This is a genomic window from Pseudomonas sp. UBA6323 (assembly GCF_002439135.1).
GTDB lineage: Bacteria > Pseudomonadota > Gammaproteobacteria > Pseudomonadales > Pseudomonadaceae > Aquipseudomonas.
The window spans coordinates 1-18,763 of sequence record NZ_DJSX01000106.1 but is presented as its reverse complement, the minus strand read 5'-3'; the positions used below and the strand labels follow the sequence as shown (position 1 = coordinate 18,763).

The following is an 18,763-nucleotide window of genomic DNA, read 5'->3' as shown; positions in this document are numbered from 1 at the left end:
GCCGGCACACGGAGGATCTGGCATGACTCAAAACGCTCGCCGTCTGCAGGCCGAACGCCTGCATGGCCCCGCCGCCCTGCGTGAAGCCCAGGCCTTGCGCTACCGCGTGTTCAGCGCGGAATTCGACGCCAAGCTCAACGGCGCCGAACTGGGTCTGGACATGGACGACTACGACATCCACTGCCGCCATATCGGCGTGCGTGATCTGGAAAGCGGCCAGCTGGTGGCCACCACCCGCCTGCTCGACCATCAGGCCGCTGCGGGCCTCGGCCGCTACTACAGCGAAGAGGAATTCGCCCTGCACGGCCTGGCCGGTCTCGAAGGTCCGGTGCTGGAAATCGGCCGCACCTGCGTCGATTCCGCCTACCGTAACGGCGCCACCATCGCCGTACTCTGGGGCGAGCTGGCCGAGGTGCTCAACGAAGGCGGCTATCGCTACCTGATGGGCTGCGCCAGCATCTCCATGCAGGACGGCGGCATCCAGGCTCATGCCGTGATGCAGCGCCTGCGCGAGCGCTACCTGTGCACCGAGCACCTGCGCGCCGAGCCGAAACACCCGCTGCCGCAGCTGGACCTGCCGGGCAACGTCATCGCCGAGATGCCGCCGCTGCTCAAGGCCTACATGCGCCTGGGCGCGAAGATCTGCGGCGAACCCTGCTGGGACAAGGACTTCCAGGTGGCCGACGTGTTCATCCTGCTCAAGCGCGACGAGCTTTGCCCACGCTACGCCCGGCACTTCAAGGCAGCCGTCTGACGCGCCACACATTTAGGAACTTGCATCGCTTGCGCCGGCCCTGTAGACAGAGGCCGGCTTTTTTTATCTGGAGTCCTTCATGACCCGACTGCGCCTTTCCCTGCGCCTGCTGCACCTGGCCCTGGTCATCGCCTTCGGCACGCTGCTGGCAGCCATCGTCAGCCTTTGCGAACGCGTGGTGCGGCATGACCTGATGCCCCTGCGCCAGCGCCTGACGCGCTGGTTCCTGGCGCGCCTGGGCGGTGCCTTGCCGTTTCGCGTGCGAGTCGAAGGCGAGCTGCCGACGCAGCCGATGCTGTGGGTCGCCAACCATGTGTCATGGACCGACATCCCGCTGCTCGGCGCCCTGCAGCCGCTGTCCTTCCTCTCCAAGGCCGAAGTACGCGCCTGGCCGCTGGCCGGCTGGCTGGCACACAAGGGCGGTACACTGTTCATCCGCCGTGGCGCCGGCGACAGCGGCCAGGTCGGCCAGCTGCTCAGCCGCCACCTGCAACAAGGTCATCACCTGCTGATCTTTCCCGAGGGCACCACCACCGATGGCCTCGCCCTGCGCACTTTCCACGGCCGCCTGCTGAGCAGCGCAATCGACAGCGGCGTGGCGCTGCAGCCGGTGGCCATCCGCTATCTGCGCGATGGCCAACCCTGCCCCGTCGCGCCTTTCGTGGGCGACGACGACATGCTCTCGCACCTGCTGCGCCTGCTTTCCAGCTCGGCCTGTGAAGTGGAGATACGCCTGCTCGCGCCGATCCCCAGCGAATCACGCAGCCGCAACGAATTGGCCCGGCACAGCCAGGCCATCATCGCCACGGCACTGCAGTTGGAAACGCCCGCCATGGTGGCGACCGAAGCCGAAGCCGCCTAATCCACCGCGTAGACCGGATGCGATCCGGGGGCTTTTGCAAGGGCTCCCTGGATTTCATCCAGGCTACAAAGCCGCTCAGCCAGCCGGCGGCACGATCAACGCATCGCTGTCGAGCGAGGCCAGCAGGCGGCTGGCGACACTGCCCAGGAAGAAGCGCGAGACGCCTTCACGAGCATGGGTGCCGAGTACCAGCAGGTCGGCACCGGAGTGACGCAACGCCTCGTCGATCACGCCTTCCGGCGAACCAACCTGCACCAGCAGGCGCTCATGGCCCAGCGACGCGCCCGCAGCATGCAGACGTTCCACCAGTTGCTCACGCAGCAGCTCGCGCTGGCTCTCCAGCGCCTCGGCGCTAAGCCCGGCCTCCATGATCGCGCCCGCTGCCACCGGTTCGACCGCACTGGCCGCGTGCAGGTCGTCGAGGTTCGCCAGGCCCAGCTCACACGCCCGCTTCAGCGCCTGTTGCGAAGTGCGCGACAGGTCCATCGCCAGCAGCGCATGACGGTACTCGTGAGTGACCGGACCATTGACCCGCAGCACCGGCAGATGACTGCTGCGCACGACGCGTTCGAGCGTGGTGCCGACGAAAAAGTCGCGCAACGCCGACTTGCGATGCGCGCCCACCACCAGCAGATCGGCGCCCATGCCCTGGGCACTTTCGACGATCACCATGGCGGCCTCGCCGGTGCCGACGATCACTCGCGGCACACTGCCGCACTGCTCGCCTAGGCGCTCGGCCTGCGCCTGCAGCAGGGTTTCCGCCTGCTGCACCTGACGCTGCACGTGCGCAGCCGGTGCGTCGTCATCGATCACGTGCAGCAGGTACCACTCGCCGCCACCCTGGCGACGGATCAGTTGCACGGCGCGCTGCACCGCATGCGCTGAACGCTCGGACAGGTCGGTCGCTACCAGAATCTTGATCATCTCGTTTCCTCCATGTGTTCAAACACCGCGTTACATTCAAGCGTCTGCCGGCGCCGTACTCTTTGATGCAGGTCAGGCAAGACGCGGGAAAGCGGACTAGGGTGACCAGGACTGCTAAACGCGCCACACGCAAGGCAGCCTGGCCCACCGAAGGAGATGCACCCATGGGCAATTCCCCCTCTGAACATAGAGACCACGCCTGGCACGCTTTGACTGCACAACAAGCACTGGAGGCGCAGCACGGCAACGCCAGCGGCCTCAGCCAGGACGAAGCCGAACGACGCCTGCAACGCCACGGCGCCAACCGCCTGCCGCCGCCGCAACGCCGTGGGCCGCTGCTGCGCCTGCTCTACCAGTTTCACAACGTACTGCTCTATCTGATGCTGGTAGCCGCGCTGATCACCGCCCTGCTCGGCCATTGGGTCGACACCTCGGTGATTCTCGCCGCGGTACTGATCAACGTGATCATCGGCTTCATTCAGGAAGGCAAGGCGGAGAATGCGCTGGACGCCATCCGCAACATGCTCTCGCCCCACGCCATGGTGCTGCGCGACGGAGAACGCCACGAAATCGATGCCGAACGCCTGGTGCCCGGCGACGTGGTGCTGCTGGTATCCGGCGACAAGGTGCCGGCCGACCTGCGTCTGCTCAGCGTGAAGAACCTGCTGGTGGAAGAAGCCGCGCTGACCGGCGAATCGGTGCCGGTGGAAAAATCCGTGGCGCACTGCAACGTCGATGCTGCGCTCGGCGACCGGCGCTGCATGGCCTATTCCGGCACCCTGGTCAGCAGCGGCCAGGCCACTGGCGTGGTGGTGGCGACCGGCGCCGACACCGAACTGGGGCGCATCGGCGCCATGCTGCAGCAGGTGCAGGCGCTGTCCACGCCGCTGCTGCGACAGATCGAACAATTCAGCCGCTGGCTGGCGGTGATCATCCTGATCCTGGCCTTCGCCACCTTCATCCTCGGCATTCTCTGGCACGGGCAAAGCCCCGGCGACATGTTCATGATGGTGGTGGCGCTCACCGCCTCGGCCATTCCCGAAGGCTTGCCGGCGATCATGACGGTGATCCTCGCCCTCGGCGTGCAGCGCATGGCTGGCCACAACGCCATCGTGCGACGCCTGCCGGCGGTGGAAACCCTGGGTTCGGTGACGGTGATCTGCTCGGACAAGACCGGCACCCTGACCCGCAACGAGATGACCGTGCAGCGCGTGGTCAGCGCCAGTCGCATTGTCGATGTCTCGGGTGTCGGCTACGCCCCGGAAGGTGCCTTCCATCAGGACGGCGCCCTGCTCGAACCCGACGCCGAACTGCTGGAAATCGCCCGCGCCGCGCAACTGTGCAACGACGCCCGCCTGCAACAGGACGATGCCGGCCACTGGCTGCTGCATGGCGACCCGACCGAAGGCGCACTCCTCACCCTGGCGCTGAAAAGTGGTCTCGATATCCAGACGCTGCAAGCGCAGTTGCCCCGCAGCGACGCGATTCCGTTCGAGTCCGAGCACCGCTTCATGGCCACCCTGCACCACGACCACGCCGGCCATGGCCTGGTCTACCTCAAGGGCGCCCCCGAACGCGTGCTGGAGATGTGCGCCAGCCAGCGCAGCGCCGACGGCAGCAGCGCGCCACTGGACGCCGATTACTGGCGGCGCCAGGCCACCGACCTGGCAGCCCGAGGGTTGCGCCTGCTGGCGCTGGCCAGCAAGCCGGCCGCAGCCGAACAACGCACGCTGAATTTCGATGATGTCGAAGGCGGGCTGATCCTGCTGGCCCTGGTCGGCATCATCGACCCGCCGCGAGAAGAAGCCATCGCCGCCGTCGCCGAGTGCCAGCGCGCCGGCATCCGGGTGAAGATGATCACCGGCGACCACGCCGAGACCGCCCGCGCCATCGGCGCGCAACTGGGCATTGGCGTCGGACTGCCGGCGATGACCGGGGCCGAACTGGAGCTGCTCGACGATCGCCGTCTGCGCGAGGTGCTGCCCGGCGTTGAGGTATTCGCTCGGGCCAGCCCGGAGCACAAGCTGCGCCTGGTGCAGAACATGCAGGACAGCGGCCAGGTGGTGGCCATGACCGGCGACGGAGTCAACGATGCGCCAGCGCTGAAACGCGCCGACGTGGGCGTGGCCATGGGCCTGAAAGGCACCGAAGCGGCCAAGGAAGCTGCCGAAGTGGTGCTGGCCGACGACAACTTCGCCACTATCGCTGGCGCCGTGCGCGAGGGCCGGGCGATCTACGACAACCTGAAGAAATTCATCCTCTTCGCCCTGCCCACTAACGGCGGGCAGGCGCTGATAGTGATCTTCGCCATTCTGTTCCAGGTGGTATTGCCGATGACCCCGGCGCAGGTCCTCTGGATCAACATGGTCACTTCCAGCACCTTGGGCCTGGCGCTGGCCTTCGAGCCCAGCGAGCGTGGGCTGATGAACCGCGCCCCGCGTGCGCCGAACGAGCCCCTGCTGTCTGGTTTCTTCGTCTGGCGCGTGCTGATGGTCTCGGTGCTGATCGCCGGTGCCGGTATCGGCCTGTTCCTCTGGGAACTGCAGCTCGGCAACGACCTGGAGCATGCGCGCAGCGTGGCGGTGAATGCCGTGGTGATGTGCGAGATCTTCTACCTGCTCAACAGCCGCAGCCTGTTCGGCTCGGTACTCAGCCACAACGGCCTGCTGGGCAACCGTGCGGTGCTGCTGACCATCGCCCTGTGCCTGCTGCTGCAACTGCTGTTCACCTACGCCTCGCCGCTGCAGAACGTGTTCGGCTCGGTTGGCCTGAGCCTGGAGCAATGGTTGCGGGTGCTGTTGGCGGGCCTGGCGCTTTTTGCAGTGGCAGAACTGGAGAAGTGGGTGGTGCGGCGTTATCGGTTGCATCCGCAGGCGGTCTGAACATCAGAGAAGCGCTGCGGTGATGTCGTCGCGGCTGAAGCTCCTCCCACGGTGCCAGACGCCCGCTTCTGTGGGAGGCGCTTTGCGGCGACGGTGACAGGGATGTCGCTGATCCCCGGATTGCATCCGAGCTACGGCTCGCTCCTGCTCAGTTCGGTCTCGGCGAAGGCGATCAGTTCAGGGTAGAAGAGTCGGAAGTCCTCGCTGAGGGGTTCGTAGAGGCGCTCCAGTTCGCTCAGGCTGCCGTCGAGCAACTGCGGTTTTGACAGCCGCCGCTGCATGCCAGCGATCACCTGCTCCAGCACTGCGAACTCGCGGTAGCTGCCCAGCCAGTCCTGCGCCGCCATGCGCGGTGCCATCAGCGCCAGACGCCCCGGCAACTCCGGTTCGGCAGCAAGCACCTGATACACCCGGCCGGTGAAGCGCTCCAGCGGCAAAGTGGCATAGGCCTGCCAATCACGCGCCAGACAATGGTCGAAGAACAGGTCCAGCAACATGCCAGCCGTACGCCGCCGCGCCAGCGGAAAACGGGCGCGCGCCTGCGCCTGTAGCGGGTGGCTGTCGGTGAAGGCATCGATACGCCGGTGCAGACGGATGGCTGCCTCGATCTGCGCTGGCCAGCGTCCGTTGAGCGGGCCTTTGACGAAATCGCCATAGAGGCTGCCAAGCAGCTGTGCCGGCGCATCGCCGCCGAGATGCAAATGGGCGAGGTAGTTCATCCGGCGAGCTTAGCACTGACAACACATCGAAGCGGTTGATGGAGACTATCGGAACAAACGATCTGTATATCGCTCAGAGACGATATAAGGTTCGCCACATGCCGATACGCAACGATCACGCCATGGATATCGACGCCATCATCAAGGCCCTCGCTCATCCGGTACGCCGCGACATCCTCGAGTGGCTGAAGGCGCCCGAACGCCACTTCGCCGAACAGGATCACCCGCTGGAAATCGGCGTGTGCGCCGGCAAGATCTTCCTGCGCACCGGGCTTTCGCAATCCACCGTTTCCGCCCATCTGACCACCCTGCAGCGCGCCGGTCTGGTGACCAGCCGCAAGGTCGGTCAGTGGCACTTCTTCAAGCGTAACGACGAGCTGATCCAGGCCTTCGTCGAGCGCCTAGGCCAGCAACTCTGATTTGACCTCTTCCTTCGGAGAAATCACATGCCCACACTGTTCGACCCCATCCAGATCGGTGATCTGCAGCTGAACAACCGCATCATCATGGCGCCGCTGACCCGCTGCCGCGCCGACGAAGGCCGCGTGCCCAACGCGCTGATGGCCGAGTACTACACCCAGCGCGCCTCGGCCGGCCTGATCATCAGCGAAGCCACCGCCGTCACGCCGATGGGCGTGGGCTACCCGGACACCCCCGGCATCTGGTCCGACGAGCAGGTGCGTGGCTGGAGCAACATCACCCAGGCGGTGCACGCCAACGGCGGCAAGATCGTCCTGCAACTGTGGCACGTCGGCCGCATTTCCGACCCGATCTACCTGAACGGCGAACTGCCGGTCGCTCCCAGCGCGATCCAGCCGGCCGGCCACGTCAGCCTGGTGCGCCCGATCAAGGACTACGTCACCCCGCGCGCACTGGAGACCGAAGAGATCGCCGATATCGTCGAGGCGTATCGCCAGGGCGCCGAGAATGCCATGGCGGCCGGTTTCGACGGCGTGGAAATCCACGGTGCCAACGGTTACCTGCTCGACCAGTTCCTGCAGAGCAGCACCAACCAGCGCACCGACCGCTACGGTGGCAGCGTCGAGAACCGCGCGCGCCTGCTGCTGGAAGTGACCGATGCCGCGATTTCCGTGTGGGGCGCCGGCCGCGTTGGCGTGCACCTGGCGCCGCGTGCCGACTCGCACGACATGGGCGACGCCAACCGCGCCGAAACCTTCGGCTACGTGGCCCGTGAGCTGGGCAAACGCGGCATCGCCTTTATCTGTGCCCGCGAGAAAGCCGGTGACGACAGCCTTACACCGCAACTGAAGAAGGAATTCGGCGGCGTGTTCATCGCCAACGAGCGCTTCACCAAGGATCAGGCCAACGCCTGGCTGGCAGAAGGCAATGCCGATGCGGTGGCCTTCGGCGTCCCCTTCATTGCCAACCCGGATCTGCCGGAGCGCCTGGAGCAGGACGCGGCGCTCAACCAGCCGCATCCGGAAACCTTCTACGGCTCGGGCCCGGTCGGCTATATCGACTATCCGCGCCTGTAAGCCCGACTGAGGAATGAGGGCTTTTGTGAGAGCGGACTTGTGTGGGAGCGGACTTGTCCGCGAAGGTGGCTGACTACTAAAAGCTCGCGGACAAGTCCGCTCCCACCGTAATGCTGTTCACATAAGGTTGCACACGTTTTGCTCCCCTCTCCCATTTATTGGGGGCACGCCTAGTGGAGAGGGGCTGGGGGAGAGGGCCGAAAACACCGCGAAACCGCCGGTTTCCCCCTCGCCGAACGCGGCCCGCCCTAACCCTCTCCCCCAAAGGGGCGAGGGGACTGATCGTGTTTGACCGTTTCTTAAGTGAACAGCATTACGCTCCCACCGGTGTTTAACTCACGACAGCGCAGCACCTGAGCAGCGAGGCATCCCTCCTCGCCTACCTTCAGCGCTGATTGAGCTGCTGCTGCAGATTCGCCACCTGGCTCTGCAGGGTGTTGATGTTGCGCGTCATCTGCGCGCGGAAGGCATCGAACTCGGCGACGTTGGGACCAGCGCTAGGAGCCGGGCGATTGTCCAGCTCACTGCGCAGCACCAGCAGATCCTGCTCCAGGCTGCGGATGGCCTGGGCCGGGTTGCCCTGCTTCTTCAGAGCATCGATATCGCCACCGAGCGTCTTGATCCGGGTATCGAGCTTGGCCAGTTCGGCCTGCGTCGCCTTGGCGTCACCCTGCGCAGCCTTCAGCGCCGTTTGCTCGCTGCTCAGTGCCTGCAGGCGCTTGTCGAAATCGGCGCTGGCGCCAATGCCACTCTTCAGTTCGCTACCCAGTTGCTCGACACGCTTGTCCAGCGCGGCCTGCGCAGTGGCGCTCTGTTGCTGTTGCTTGCTCAGTTCGGCCAGGCGGTTCTCCAGTTGCCGAACCTGCAGCTTGAGCGCCTCGCTGCCGCTGGTGACATTGGACTCGGTCGCTACCACCTTGCCGGAAATATCCTGAATGCGCCCGGCGGCCTCTTCGCTGATGCGCGCGAAGCTTTCCTGGGTCGCCACCAGGCGCTGTTCCATCAACCCGATCTGTTGCAGGCTCCACCAGACCAGGCCGGCCAAGGCGAAACTCAGCGCACCGACCAATGCCCACAACGGCCCGGTGCTGGCGCCCTTGGCCACCGGTGCCTTGCTGCTGGTCACGCGGCTGCTGCGCGGGGCCGGCTCTTCACGGGGCTCGGCGAAATCCTCGCGGCGCTCCGGGGTCAGGCTGGGCAGGTTGTCGAGCTCGTCGTTGGCGTCATTACGCATGTTCGGACCTATGGTTGGAACCAGGAAACGGAAATGCCGCGCAGTATACCGATTCGCCACTATGCCATCAGCGTCGCGCCAAGCAGGTGCGCGGCGCACCGACGAAGGGCGCGACAGGGCCATCGACTCGCCCACAGCACGGCAGTTCCGCAAAATTTGAACTGGTACGCACTTTGCTTTTGATCCTTTCGTGAGCGCAGCGATAGCGCACCGCCCACGAGCCAGCAGGCGGCCCGAAAGTTCTGCAATTCAATCAGCACGAGCATACGTGTTACAGCCGCCGGGAAGCGGCTGGCCAGGTCACGGCGAGCGAGGACGGCTGCAACCCGTGCCCCTTCAACCAACCGGGGGAAGTCGCAATGGAACTGAATAAAGAAGTACTGGACTGCATGAAAGCGCTGCGTCGTCGCCTACGCGAAGAACAGGCAGTGGACATTCGCCTCAGCCAGCCCAACGCCATCGGTGCCATGCTCGATGGCAGTCTGAAGTCCGATGATGAAGAGACCCGTAGCCTGGGCAGGCGCCTGGCCGAGCTGTCCGATCAACCCCAGCGCGTCGCGACGCCCGAGGCTGCAGTGGAGCTGCCAGTCGGCAGCGCCACCGGCTCGGTGCGCATCTATCGCGGCCAGCGCGTCTACGCCTGAGGTCCCATCTGCGCCTGCCACCAGGTGCAGAATTCATCCAGTGCATCCCACAGGCTGGCCCTGGGCTCGTAGCCAAGGTACTCGCGAGCACGGTCGATGTTCAGGGAAAAATCCCTGGCCATCACCGCCACGCCGAGGCGAAACAGACTCGGTTCGGGTCGCCCGGGCAACAGACGACACACGCCCTCATTGAGCGTCGCCGCAGCATAGGCCAGCGGCAACGACACATGCCGGGTCACCGGCGGCAGTTCCAGGCGGCGCAGCACGTAGTTGACCACGTCCCACAGCGGCACCGGCGCGCCATTGCTGATGTTGTACACCTGGCCGAGCGCCGCGCCGCCCACCTGCAACGAACTGAGCAAGGCGTCGTTGAGATTGTGCACGCTGGTGAAGTCGACCTTGTTCAGGCCGTTGCCGATGATCGCCAGACGGCCCTTGCGCTGCATGCCGATCAATCGCGGGAAGATGCTGGTATCGCCGGCCCCGGTGACGAAACGCGGACGCAGGGCGATCACCTCCAGACCGAACTCCTGCGCGGCGAACACCTGCTGTTCGGCCAGATACTTGGTTTTGCCGTAGTGATCGGAGAAACGCTTGGGCACCTGCTCCTCGCGGATATCGACATGGGATTTGCCATCGAAGTAGATCGAGGGTGACGAAAGGTGCACCAGGCGCCGCACCTTCTGCTTGAGGCAGGCGTCGACGATGTTTTCGGTGACCGTCACATTGGCCTGATGGAAATGCCCGTAGTCGCCCCACACGCCAACAGCCCCCGCGCAGTGCACCACGGCCTCGACATCCTGGCACAGCGACTGGGCCAGCTCGGCATCGCCAAGATCGCCCTGGACGAACTCGGCGCCGCGTTTGATCAGGTGTTGCACACCCTCGGCACGGCGACCGTTGACCCGCACCGCCAGGCCTTGTTCGAGGGCAAAACGTGCGAAGCGCCCACCGATGAAACCACTCGCGCCGGTGACCAGAATCTTCATCGCATCCCCTTAACATCGATTCTTGTAATGGCCGCACTCTAGCAGCGCTCAGTGCGACCTGCGCTGTCGGCGGCGGCCAGAACGACGACCCTGCAGGCCGCCTAGGAGTGCAGCGACACCAGCACCGAAGCCGAGTGGCGACGCAGCTGTTCGGTCAACTCGCCGAGCAGTTCACCGCCGTTGCGCCAGTGGTGCCAGTACAGCGGCACTTCGATGAAGCGCTCCGGCACCAGATCCACCAGCCTGCCGCCGGCCAACGCCTCACGTACCTGCAACTCCGGCACCAGGCCCCAACCCAGGCCGCCTTCGGTCAGCCGTACGAAGCCTTCCGATGAGGGGCATAAGTGATAGGCAAAGGCTCCGGTCACCCCCAGCCCCGCGAGGTAGCGGTGCTGCAGTTGATCATCTGGGCCGTAAACGATGGCCGGCGCCCGCGCCAGCGCCTCGGCCGTGACGCCAGCGGGAAAGTGTCGGGCGATGAAGGCCGGGCTGGCCAGCGCGCGATAACGCATCGCCCCCAGCGCCAGGCTGCGCGCGCCCGCCACCGGACGCTCGGCCGCACACACGCAGCCTGCCACTTCACCCGCGCGCATTCGTTTGAGACCGACTTCCTGATCTTCCACCACCAGCTCCATCAACACCTGCTGCGCGGCGCAGAACCCGGCCGTGGCCGCCGCCCACCAGGTGGCCAGACTATCGGCGTTGATGGCGATACGCAGACGCTCGGGCAAGGCCTGTTCATCCAGCCCCGGCACTTGCCCCTGCAGATCGCGCTCGAGCAAGCGCACCTGCTGCACGTGGTTGAGCAGACGTCGACCGGTCTCGGTGGGTGCCGGCGGCGTGGCGCGCACCAGCACCGGCTGGCCAACCCGCGCCTCGAGCAACTTGATGCGCTGCGAAACCGCCGGCTGCGACAGGCCCAGCACCTGCGCCGCACGTTCGAAGCCGGCCTGCTCCACCACCGCTGCCAGGGCAGCCAGGAGTTTGTAATCGAACATCGATTTTCCTAATGAGTGATCAGCAATATTGCTTTCTCTTATACATCCGGTCGCCGCAGACTCGCCAGCATTCACCCACGATCAGGAGCCTGCCATGTCTGGCGAAACCGACCTCGCGCGCCTGCTGCAAAGCATGACGCCGCAGCTCAACCCCGGTGAGTACGTGTTCTGCTGCGTCGCAGCCGAGCATGACTGCAGCGGCCTGCTGCCCATCGCCAGCCTGCGCGAAACCGAAGGCCTTAGCCTGGTGCTGCCGCGCGAAGTCGCCGACGCGCACAACCTGAGCTACGACTATGTCGCAGCCTGGATCACCCTTGAGGTGCATTCGTCGCTGGCCGCTGTCGGCTTGACCGCTTCCTTCTCCACCGCTCTGGCGCAGGCAGGGATCAGTTGCAACGTGGTCGCTGGCTTTCACCACGACCATCTCTTCGTGCCCATCGAGCGAGCCGAAAAGGCGCTGTCTACCCTGCGCGCCCTGTCAGCGGCGTCCCTGCCGGAGCCAGCCTGATGTGGCAGAGCTACGGTAACGGCCTGTTGGTGGCCATCGGTCTGATCATGGCCATCGGCGCCCAGAATGCTTTTGTCCTGGCACAGAGCCTGCGCCGCGAACATCACCTGCCGGTGGCCGCGTTGTGCATCGCCTGCGACGCGGTGCTGGTAGCGGCCGGCGTGTTCGGCCTGGCCACCTTGCTGACGCAGAGCCCGACGCTGCTGGCCATCGCCCGCTGGGGCGGTGCCGCCTTTCTCATCTGGTACGGCAGCCAGGCGCTGCTACGCGCCGCTCGCCCGCAAGCGTTGAAGGCGGCCGGCGGCGAACCCCGCTCGCTTCGAGCGGTGATGCTCGCGGCGCTGGCGGTTACCCTGCTCAACCCGCACGTCTATCTGGATACGGTGCTGCTGATCGGCTCGCTCGGTGCCCAGCAACCCGAGCCCGGCGCGTATGCAGCGGGGGCGGCCAGCGCCTCCTTTCTCTGGTTCAGCACTCTGGCACTCGGCGCGGCCTGGCTGGCGCCTTGGCTGGCAAGGCCGTTGACGTGGCGCCTGATCGATCTGGGCGTGGCGGCGATGATGTTCGCGGTGGCGTCGCAGTTGGTATTCGAGGCGCTCTGAAGGGTTCCGGCGATCAAGACGTGTCGCGCCCCAGCCTTGGCGATGGACTATCCTCCAATACAACGGCCACAGAGGCGGGTTGCACCTTTACCTTATTAGCTAATCCGGAGCGTCTCGGATAACGAGCAACGTCCGTCGGGTCACCGAAAAATAATGGTTGCACCTGGTTGCACCTGTATATTTCCGGGATTAATCTCCTGCAACTTTTTGCCGTGAATAACCCGAACAAGTAGGACACCCTCCATGGCTACCACGACCCTTGGCGTAAAACTCGACGATGCCACCCGCGAGCGCTTGAAGACCGCTGCGGCAAAGATCGACCGCACCCCGCACTGGATGATCAAGCAGGCGATCTTCAATTATCTGGAGCAAGTCGAGAGTGGCCTGACGCCCGCCGAGCATGCCGGCCTGGCCGCTGCCGCCGGTGAAGAAGCGCTGGAGTCGCTGACCGAACAAGGCCTGCAGGTATTCCTCGATTTCGCCGAGAGCATCCTGCCGCAGTCGGTGCTGCGCGCCGCCATCACCAGCGCCTACCGCCGTCCGGAAACCGAAGTGGTGCCGATGCTGCTGGAGCAGGCGCGCCTGAACCCGCAGCAGGCCGAGGCCTCGCAGAAACTGGCTCTCGGCATCGCCGAGAAGCTGCGCAACCAGAAGAATGCCAGCGGCCGCCAGGGCCTGGTGCAAGGCCTGCTGCAGGAATTCTCGCTGTCGTCGCAGGAAGGCGTGGCGCTGATGTGCCTGGCCGAAGCCCTGCTGCGTATCCCCGACAAGGCCACCCGTGACGCGCTGATCCGCGACAAGATCGCCAACGGCAACTGGAGCCAGCACCTCGGCCAGAGCCCGTCGATGTTCGTCAACGCGGCGAGCTGGGGCCTGCTGATCACCGGCAAACTGGTGTCCACCCACAACGAGGCCGGCATGACCTCGGCGCTCAACCGCATCATCGGCAAGAGTGGCGAGCCGGTGATCCGCAAGGGCGTGGACATGGCCATGCGCCTGATGGGCGAGCAGTTCGTTACCGGCGAAACCATCGCCGAAGCCCTGGCCAACGCCGCGAACCTGGAAGCCAAGGGCTTCCGCTATTCCTACGACATGCTCGGTGAAGCCGCGCTGACCGAAGAAGACGCCAAGCGCTACCTGGCCTCCTACGAGCAGGCCATCCACGCCATCGGCAAGGCCTCCCATGGCCGCGGCATCTATGAAGGTCCGGGCATCTCGATCAAGCTCTCCGCCCTGCACCCACGCTACAGCCGCGCCCAGTACGAGCGCGTGATGGACGAGCTGTACCCGACCTTGCTGGGCCTGACCCAACTGGCCAAGCAGTACGACATCGGCATCAACATCGACGCCGAGGAAGCCGACCGCCTGGAGCTGTCGCTGGATCTGCTCGAGCGCCTGTGTTTCGAGCCGAGCCTCGCTGGCTGGAACGGCATCGGCTTCGTCATCCAGGCCTACCAGAAGCGCTGCCCGTACGTGATCGACTACGTCATCGACCTTGCCAAGCGCAGCCGTCATCGCCTGATGATCCGTCTGGTCAAGGGCGCCTACTGGGACAGCGAAATCAAGCTGGCCCAGGTCAACGGCCTGGAAGGCTACCCGGTCTACACGCGCAAGCCGTACACCGACCTGTCCTACATTGCCTGCGCGCGCAAGCTCTTGGCCGCGCCGGAAGCCATCTACCCACAGTTCGCCACGCATAACGCCCACTCGCTGTCGGCCATCTACAACCTGGCCGGGCAGAACTACTACCCGGGCCAGTACGAGTTCCAGTGCCTGCACGGCATGGGCGAGCCGCTGTACGAGCAGGTGGTGGGCAAGATCAAGGATGGCAAGCTCAACCGTCCGTGCCGCATCTACGCGCCGGTGGGCAGCCACGAAACCCTGCTGGCCTACCTGGTTCGCCGCCTGCTGGAAAACGGCGCCAACACCAGCTTCGTCAACCGCATCGCCGACCACAGCATCTCGCTCAAGGATCTGGTCCTCGACCCAGTGCAGCAGGTCGAGCAGATGGCCGCGCAGGAAGGCACCGTCGGCCTGCCGCATCCGCGCATCGCGCTGCCGCGTGACCTGTACGGTAGCGAGCGGGTCAACTCCGCCGGCCTCGACCTGGCCAACGAACACCGTCTCGGCTCGCTGTCCTCGGCGCTGCTGTCGACCGTCAACCATAGCTACCTGGCCGAACCGATGCTTGGCTGCGAAAGCGCCAACCCGGGCGAGCCGGAGCCGGTGCGCAACCCGGCCGATCACCGCGACCTGGTCGGCCACGTGCGCGAAGCCAGCGTCAAGGATGTCGACAGCGCCATCCTCTGCGCCCTGGCCAGCGGGCAGATCTGGCAGTCCACCTTGCCGACCGAGCGCGCCGCCGTGCTGGAACGCGCCGCCGACCTGATGGAAGCCGAGCTGCAACAACTGATGGGCCTGCTGGTGCGCGAGTCCGGTAAGAGCTTCGCCAATGCCATCGCCGAAGTACGCGAGGCAGTGGACTTCCTCCGTTACTACGCAATCCAGGCGCGCAGCTTCGGCAATGACAGCCACCGCCCGCTTGGCCCAGTGGTGTGCATCAGCCCGTGGAACTTCCCATTGGCGATCTTCACCGGTCAGGTCTGTGCCGCGCTGGCCGCCGGCAACACCGTGCTGGCCAAGCCGGCCGAGCAGACCCCACTGATCGCCGCCCAGGCTGTGCGCATTTTGCTCGAAGCCGGCGTACCGGCCGGCGCCGTGCAGCTGCTGCCGGGCCGTGGCGAAACCGTCGGCGCACGTCTGGTAGGTGACGAGCGCGTGCGTGGCGTGATGTTCACCGGTTCCACCGAAGTGGCCGGCCTCCTTCAACGCAACATCGCCGGGCGCCTCGACGCGCAAGGCCGTACCATCCCGCTGATCGCCGAAACTGGTGGCCTCAACGCCATGATCGTCGACTCCTCGGCGCTGACCGAGCAGGTGGTGATGGACGTGGTCTCCTCTGCCTTCGACAGCGCCGGCCAGCGCTGCTCGGCCCTGCGCGTGCTGTGCGTGCAGGACGACGTGGCCGACCGCGTGCTGACCATGCTCAAGGGCGCCATGGCCGAATACACCCTCGGCAACCCGGAACGCCTGAACACCGACATCGGCCCGGTGATCGACGCCGAAGCCAAGGCCGGCATCGAAACCCATATCGCCAAGCTGCGCGAAAAAGGCCGCAAGGTCACTCAGCTGGCGCGCGTCAATGGTGACGAGATCAAGCGCGGCACCTTCGTCGTACCGACCCTGATCGAGCTGGACAGCTTCGACGAGATGAAGCGCGAGATATTCGGCCCGGTGCTGCACGTGGTGCGTTACCAGCGCGCGGATCTGGGCAAGCTGCTGCAGCAGATCAACGACAGCGGCTACGGCCTGACCCTCGGCGTGCACACCCGCATCGACGAGACCATCGCCCAGGTGGTCGGCACCGCCAAGGTCGGCAACCTGTATGTAAACCGCAACATGGTCGGCGCCGTGGTCGGCGTGCAGCCGTTCGGTGGTGAAGGCCTGTCCGGCACCGGTCCGAAAGCCGGTGGCCCGCTGTACCTGTACCGCCTGCTGTCGACCCGCCCACAGGAGGCCGTTGCCAGCTACCTGCAACAGGCCGAAGTGCAGGCGCTACCGGCACCGACCGAGCTGGACAAGGCACGCGCCGCCTTCGCCGAGTGGGCAGGCAAGCAGGAGCCAGCCATCGCCGCGCTGTTCGAGCAGTACCGCGCGCTGTCGCAAAGCTACAGCAGCCACAGCCTCACCGGCCCGACCGGCGAGCGCAACAGCTACACCCTGCTGCCGCGTGAGCACGTGCTGAACCTGGCCGACGAGCGCAGCGACCTGCTGGCCCAGCTGGCTGCCACTCTGGCGGTGGGCAGCCAGGCGATCTGGCTGGACAGCCAGCGCGCGCTGCATGCCGAACTGCCGAAGGAGGTGCAGAAGCACATTCAGTTGGTAGCCGACTGGAACAGCGTCGACGTGGAGCTGGACGCCATCCTGCACCACGGCGACTCCGACCAGCTGCGCGCAGTCAGCGAGCAGGCGGCGCAGCGCAAGGGCGCCATCGTCGGCGTGCATGGCCTGAACAAGGGCGAGACCGACATCGCCCTGGAACGCCTGCTGGTGGAGCACGCCCTGAGCGTCAACACCGCTGCGGCCGGCGGCAACGCCAGCCTGATGACCATCGGTTAAGCGCCGACGTCATCGACAAGTCATGCCGTGGAAAGCTGGCTGAAAGCTTTCCACGGCATGCTGTACCCACACGGCGCAACTGCCTGCAGGGGCTACCCGCCTGGCGCCGTGTCATCTCCTCCTGACCTTCGGGTCTGCGCCAGCCTACCCGGCCGGCGCTTCGAGCGGGGCCAAACGCCCCGCCGATTTCTCCTTCGCCTCACCCCATCTCAAACTGCCATCATTGCGTAACGAAAAGTTCGGACTATCGTGTCATCACTGGCGCCTCAGCGTGCCGGTCGGAGCAGTATTCCTGACCCGTTCAGGTGCTCGGCAACGCTTGTTTACATGGATGTGCGTTGACGAACCCTGACTATTGATTCAAGTCAGGATGCAGTGCTCGCCAAACGCGCTCAATGCCTATGTCCCCTTGTGACACGGAGGTAATTGAGATGTCTGACTCGACACAAAAACTCCGCCTCGGCGCATTGATTGCGCTGGTCGTCGGCTCCATGGTCGGCGGCGGTATCTTTTCCCTTCCACAAAACATCGCGGCCAGCGCCAGCGCCGGCGCCACGCTGATCGGCTGGTTGATCACCGGGGTCGGCATGCTGACCCTGGCGTTCGTGTTCCAGACCCTGGCCAACCGCAAGCCCGAACTCGACGGCGGGGTGTACGCCTACGCCAAGGCCGGTTTCGGCGACTACATGGGCTTCTCCTCGGCCTGGGGCTACTGGATCAGCGCATGGATCGGGAATGTCAGCTACATGGTGCTGCTGTTCTCCACCCTGGGTTACTTCTTCCCGGTATTCGGCGAGGGCAACACCCTGCCGGCGGTGATCTGCGCCTCGGTGCTGCTGTGGTTGCTGCACTTCCTGGTGCTGCGCGGGATCCGGGAAGCGGCCTTCATCAACACCGTCACCACCATCGCCAAGATGCTGCCGCTGGCGCTGTTCATCGTCATCGCCGCGATCGCCTTCAAGCTCGACGTGTTCACCGCGGACTTCTGGGGCCGGGGTAACCCGGAGCTGGGCAGCGTGATGGATCAGGTGCGCAACATGATGCTGGTCACCGTCTGGGTGTTCATCGGCATCGAGGGCGCGAGCATCTTCTCGGCCCGCGCCGAGAAGCGCAGCGATGTCGGCAAGGCCACGGTGATCGGTTTCGTCGGCGTGCTTCTGCTGCTGGTGCTGGTCAACATCCTGTCGCAAGGCATCATGGCTCAGGCCGAACTGGCCGGGTTGAAGAACCCGTCCATGGCCGGGGTGCTTGAACAGGTGGTCGGCCCCTGGGGCGCGCAGCTGATCGCCATTGGTCTGATCGTCTCGCTGGCCGGTGCCCTGCTGTCCTGGACCCTGTTGTGCGCCGAGATCCTCTTCGCCAGTGCCCGCGACCACACCATGCCGGCCTTCCTGCGCAAGGAGAACGCCAACCAGGTTCCGGCCAATGCGCTGTGGCTGTCCAACGGGCTGATCCAGCTGTTCCTGATCATCACCCTGTTCAACGCCTCCACCTACCTCAGCCTGCTGTACCTGGCCACCTCGATGATCCTGGTGCCTTACTTCTGGTCCAGCGCCTATGCGGTGCTGCTGGCAGTGCGCGGCGAGACCTACGAGAACGCCGCCGGCGAGCGCAACAAGGATCTGCTGATCGCCGGTATCTCGACCCTGTACGCGGTGTGGCTGGTGTACGCCGCCGGCATTCAGTACCTGCTGCTCTCGGCACTGCTCTACGCACCTGGCGCGATCCTCTTCGCCAAGGCCAAGCGCGAAATGGGCCAAGCCATTTTCACCAGCATCGAGAAACTGATTTTCATCGTCGTACTGATCGGCGCCGCCATCGCCGCCTACGGGCTGTATGACGGCTTCCTGAGTTTGTAACACCGCTGGCCGCGAGCGGCCCGCACCGGGCCGCCGGCAAGCCTGAAAACTCGCTCTACGAGAAGGAGTTCGACATGTCCAAGAAGCCCCTCGGCGTTCATTCCGAAGCCGGC

The 18,763-nt window shown here is 65.2% G+C and carries 15 protein-coding genes; 10 read left to right on the top strand and 5 right to left on the bottom strand.

Annotation, left to right across the window (positions count from 1 at the left end; genetic code table 11):
* The first annotated feature begins 22 nt into the window (after window positions 1–22).
* Window positions 23–754: an L-ornithine N(alpha)-acyltransferase gene (gene olsB, locus B3P22_RS23180; protein ID WP_296272725.1), complete on the top strand. Its 732-nt coding sequence runs from the start codon at window positions 23–25 to the stop codon at window positions 752–754.
* A gap of 79 nt (window positions 755–833) precedes the next feature.
* Window positions 834–1,616: a lysophospholipid acyltransferase family protein gene (locus B3P22_RS23175; protein WP_296272723.1), complete on the top strand. Its 783-nt coding sequence runs from the start codon at window positions 834–836 to the stop codon at window positions 1,614–1,616.
* 75 nt (window positions 1,617–1,691) lie between these two features.
* Here B3P22_RS23175 and B3P22_RS23170 read toward each other — a convergent pair whose 3' ends face one another.
* Window positions 1,692–2,540, bottom strand: a complete 849-nt coding sequence (locus B3P22_RS23170) for a universal stress protein (protein WP_275547823.1) — start codon at window positions 2,538–2,540, stop codon at window positions 1,692–1,694.
* Between the two features lie 164 nt (window positions 2,541–2,704).
* Between B3P22_RS23170 and B3P22_RS23165 the strand changes: the two genes are divergently transcribed.
* Window positions 2,705–5,422, top strand: a complete 2,718-nt coding sequence (locus B3P22_RS23165; protein ID WP_296272721.1) for a cation-transporting P-type ATPase — start codon at window positions 2,705–2,707, stop codon at window positions 5,420–5,422.
* 131 nt (window positions 5,423–5,553) lie between these two features.
* On the opposite strand, the gene B3P22_RS23160 is transcribed toward B3P22_RS23165, so the two are convergent.
* On the bottom strand, window positions 5,554–6,141 hold the full coding sequence (locus tag B3P22_RS23160; protein ID WP_296272718.1) for an ACP phosphodiesterase: 588 nt from the start codon (window positions 6,139–6,141) through the stop codon (window positions 5,554–5,556).
* A 122-nt stretch (window positions 6,142–6,263) separates the two neighbouring features.
* On the opposite strand from B3P22_RS23160, the gene B3P22_RS23155 reads away from it, so the two are divergent.
* Entirely contained in the window at window positions 6,264–6,560 is a 297-nt protein-coding gene (locus tag B3P22_RS23155; protein ID WP_296272775.1) for an ArsR/SmtB family transcription factor, read from the top strand.
* A gap of 27 nt (window positions 6,561–6,587) precedes the next feature.
* Window positions 6,588–7,637 (top strand): alkene reductase, encoded by a 1,050-nt coding sequence (locus B3P22_RS23150; protein ID WP_197854920.1) that lies wholly within the window; start codon window positions 6,588–6,590, stop codon window positions 7,635–7,637.
* 385 nt (window positions 7,638–8,022) lie between these two features.
* Here the strand turns inward: B3P22_RS23150 and B3P22_RS23145 are convergent, their stop codons facing one another.
* Complete coding sequence (locus B3P22_RS23145) at window positions 8,023–8,871, bottom strand: ATPase (RefSeq protein ID WP_296272715.1); 849 nt, start codon at window positions 8,869–8,871, stop codon at window positions 8,023–8,025.
* A 359-nt stretch (window positions 8,872–9,230) separates the two neighbouring features.
* On the opposite strand from B3P22_RS23145, the gene B3P22_RS23140 reads away from it, so the two are divergent.
* Entirely contained in the window at window positions 9,231–9,515 is a 285-nt protein-coding gene (locus B3P22_RS23140) for a hypothetical protein (RefSeq protein ID WP_197854915.1), read from the top strand.
* Here the strand turns inward: B3P22_RS23140 and B3P22_RS23135 are convergent.
* Window positions 9,506–10,504, bottom strand: coding sequence for an NAD-dependent epimerase/dehydratase family protein (locus tag B3P22_RS23135; RefSeq protein ID WP_296272714.1), 999 nt, complete (start codon window positions 10,502–10,504; stop codon window positions 9,506–9,508). The genes B3P22_RS23140 and B3P22_RS23135 overlap by 10 nt on opposite strands.
* Before the next feature lie 101 nt (window positions 10,505–10,605).
* Complete coding sequence (locus B3P22_RS23130; RefSeq protein WP_296272713.1) at window positions 10,606–11,502, bottom strand: LysR family transcriptional regulator ArgP; 897 nt, start codon at window positions 11,500–11,502, stop codon at window positions 10,606–10,608.
* 94 nt (window positions 11,503–11,596) lie between these two features.
* Between B3P22_RS23130 and B3P22_RS23125 the strand changes: the two genes are divergently transcribed.
* From B3P22_RS23125 to arcD, 4 genes are all read left to right on the top strand, one after another.
* Complete coding sequence (locus B3P22_RS23125) at window positions 11,597–12,010, top strand: ACT domain-containing protein (protein WP_296272712.1); 414 nt, start codon at window positions 11,597–11,599, stop codon at window positions 12,008–12,010.
* Window positions 12,010–12,612, top strand: a complete 603-nt coding sequence (locus B3P22_RS23120) for a LysE/ArgO family amino acid transporter (RefSeq protein WP_296272711.1) — start codon at window positions 12,010–12,012, stop codon at window positions 12,610–12,612. Before B3P22_RS23125 ends, B3P22_RS23120 begins: the two co-directional genes overlap by 1 nt.
* Window positions 12,613–12,855: 243 nt before the next feature.
* Window positions 12,856–16,791: a trifunctional transcriptional regulator/proline dehydrogenase/L-glutamate gamma-semialdehyde dehydrogenase gene (gene putA / locus B3P22_RS23115; RefSeq protein WP_296272710.1), complete on the top strand. Its 3,936-nt coding sequence runs from the start codon at window positions 12,856–12,858 to the stop codon at window positions 16,789–16,791.
* Between the two features lie 431 nt (window positions 16,792–17,222).
* Entirely contained in the window at window positions 17,223–18,650 is a 1,428-nt protein-coding gene (gene arcD / locus B3P22_RS23110; RefSeq protein ID WP_296272708.1) for an arginine-ornithine antiporter, read from the top strand.
* Window positions 18,651–18,763: the final 113 nt, after the last annotated feature.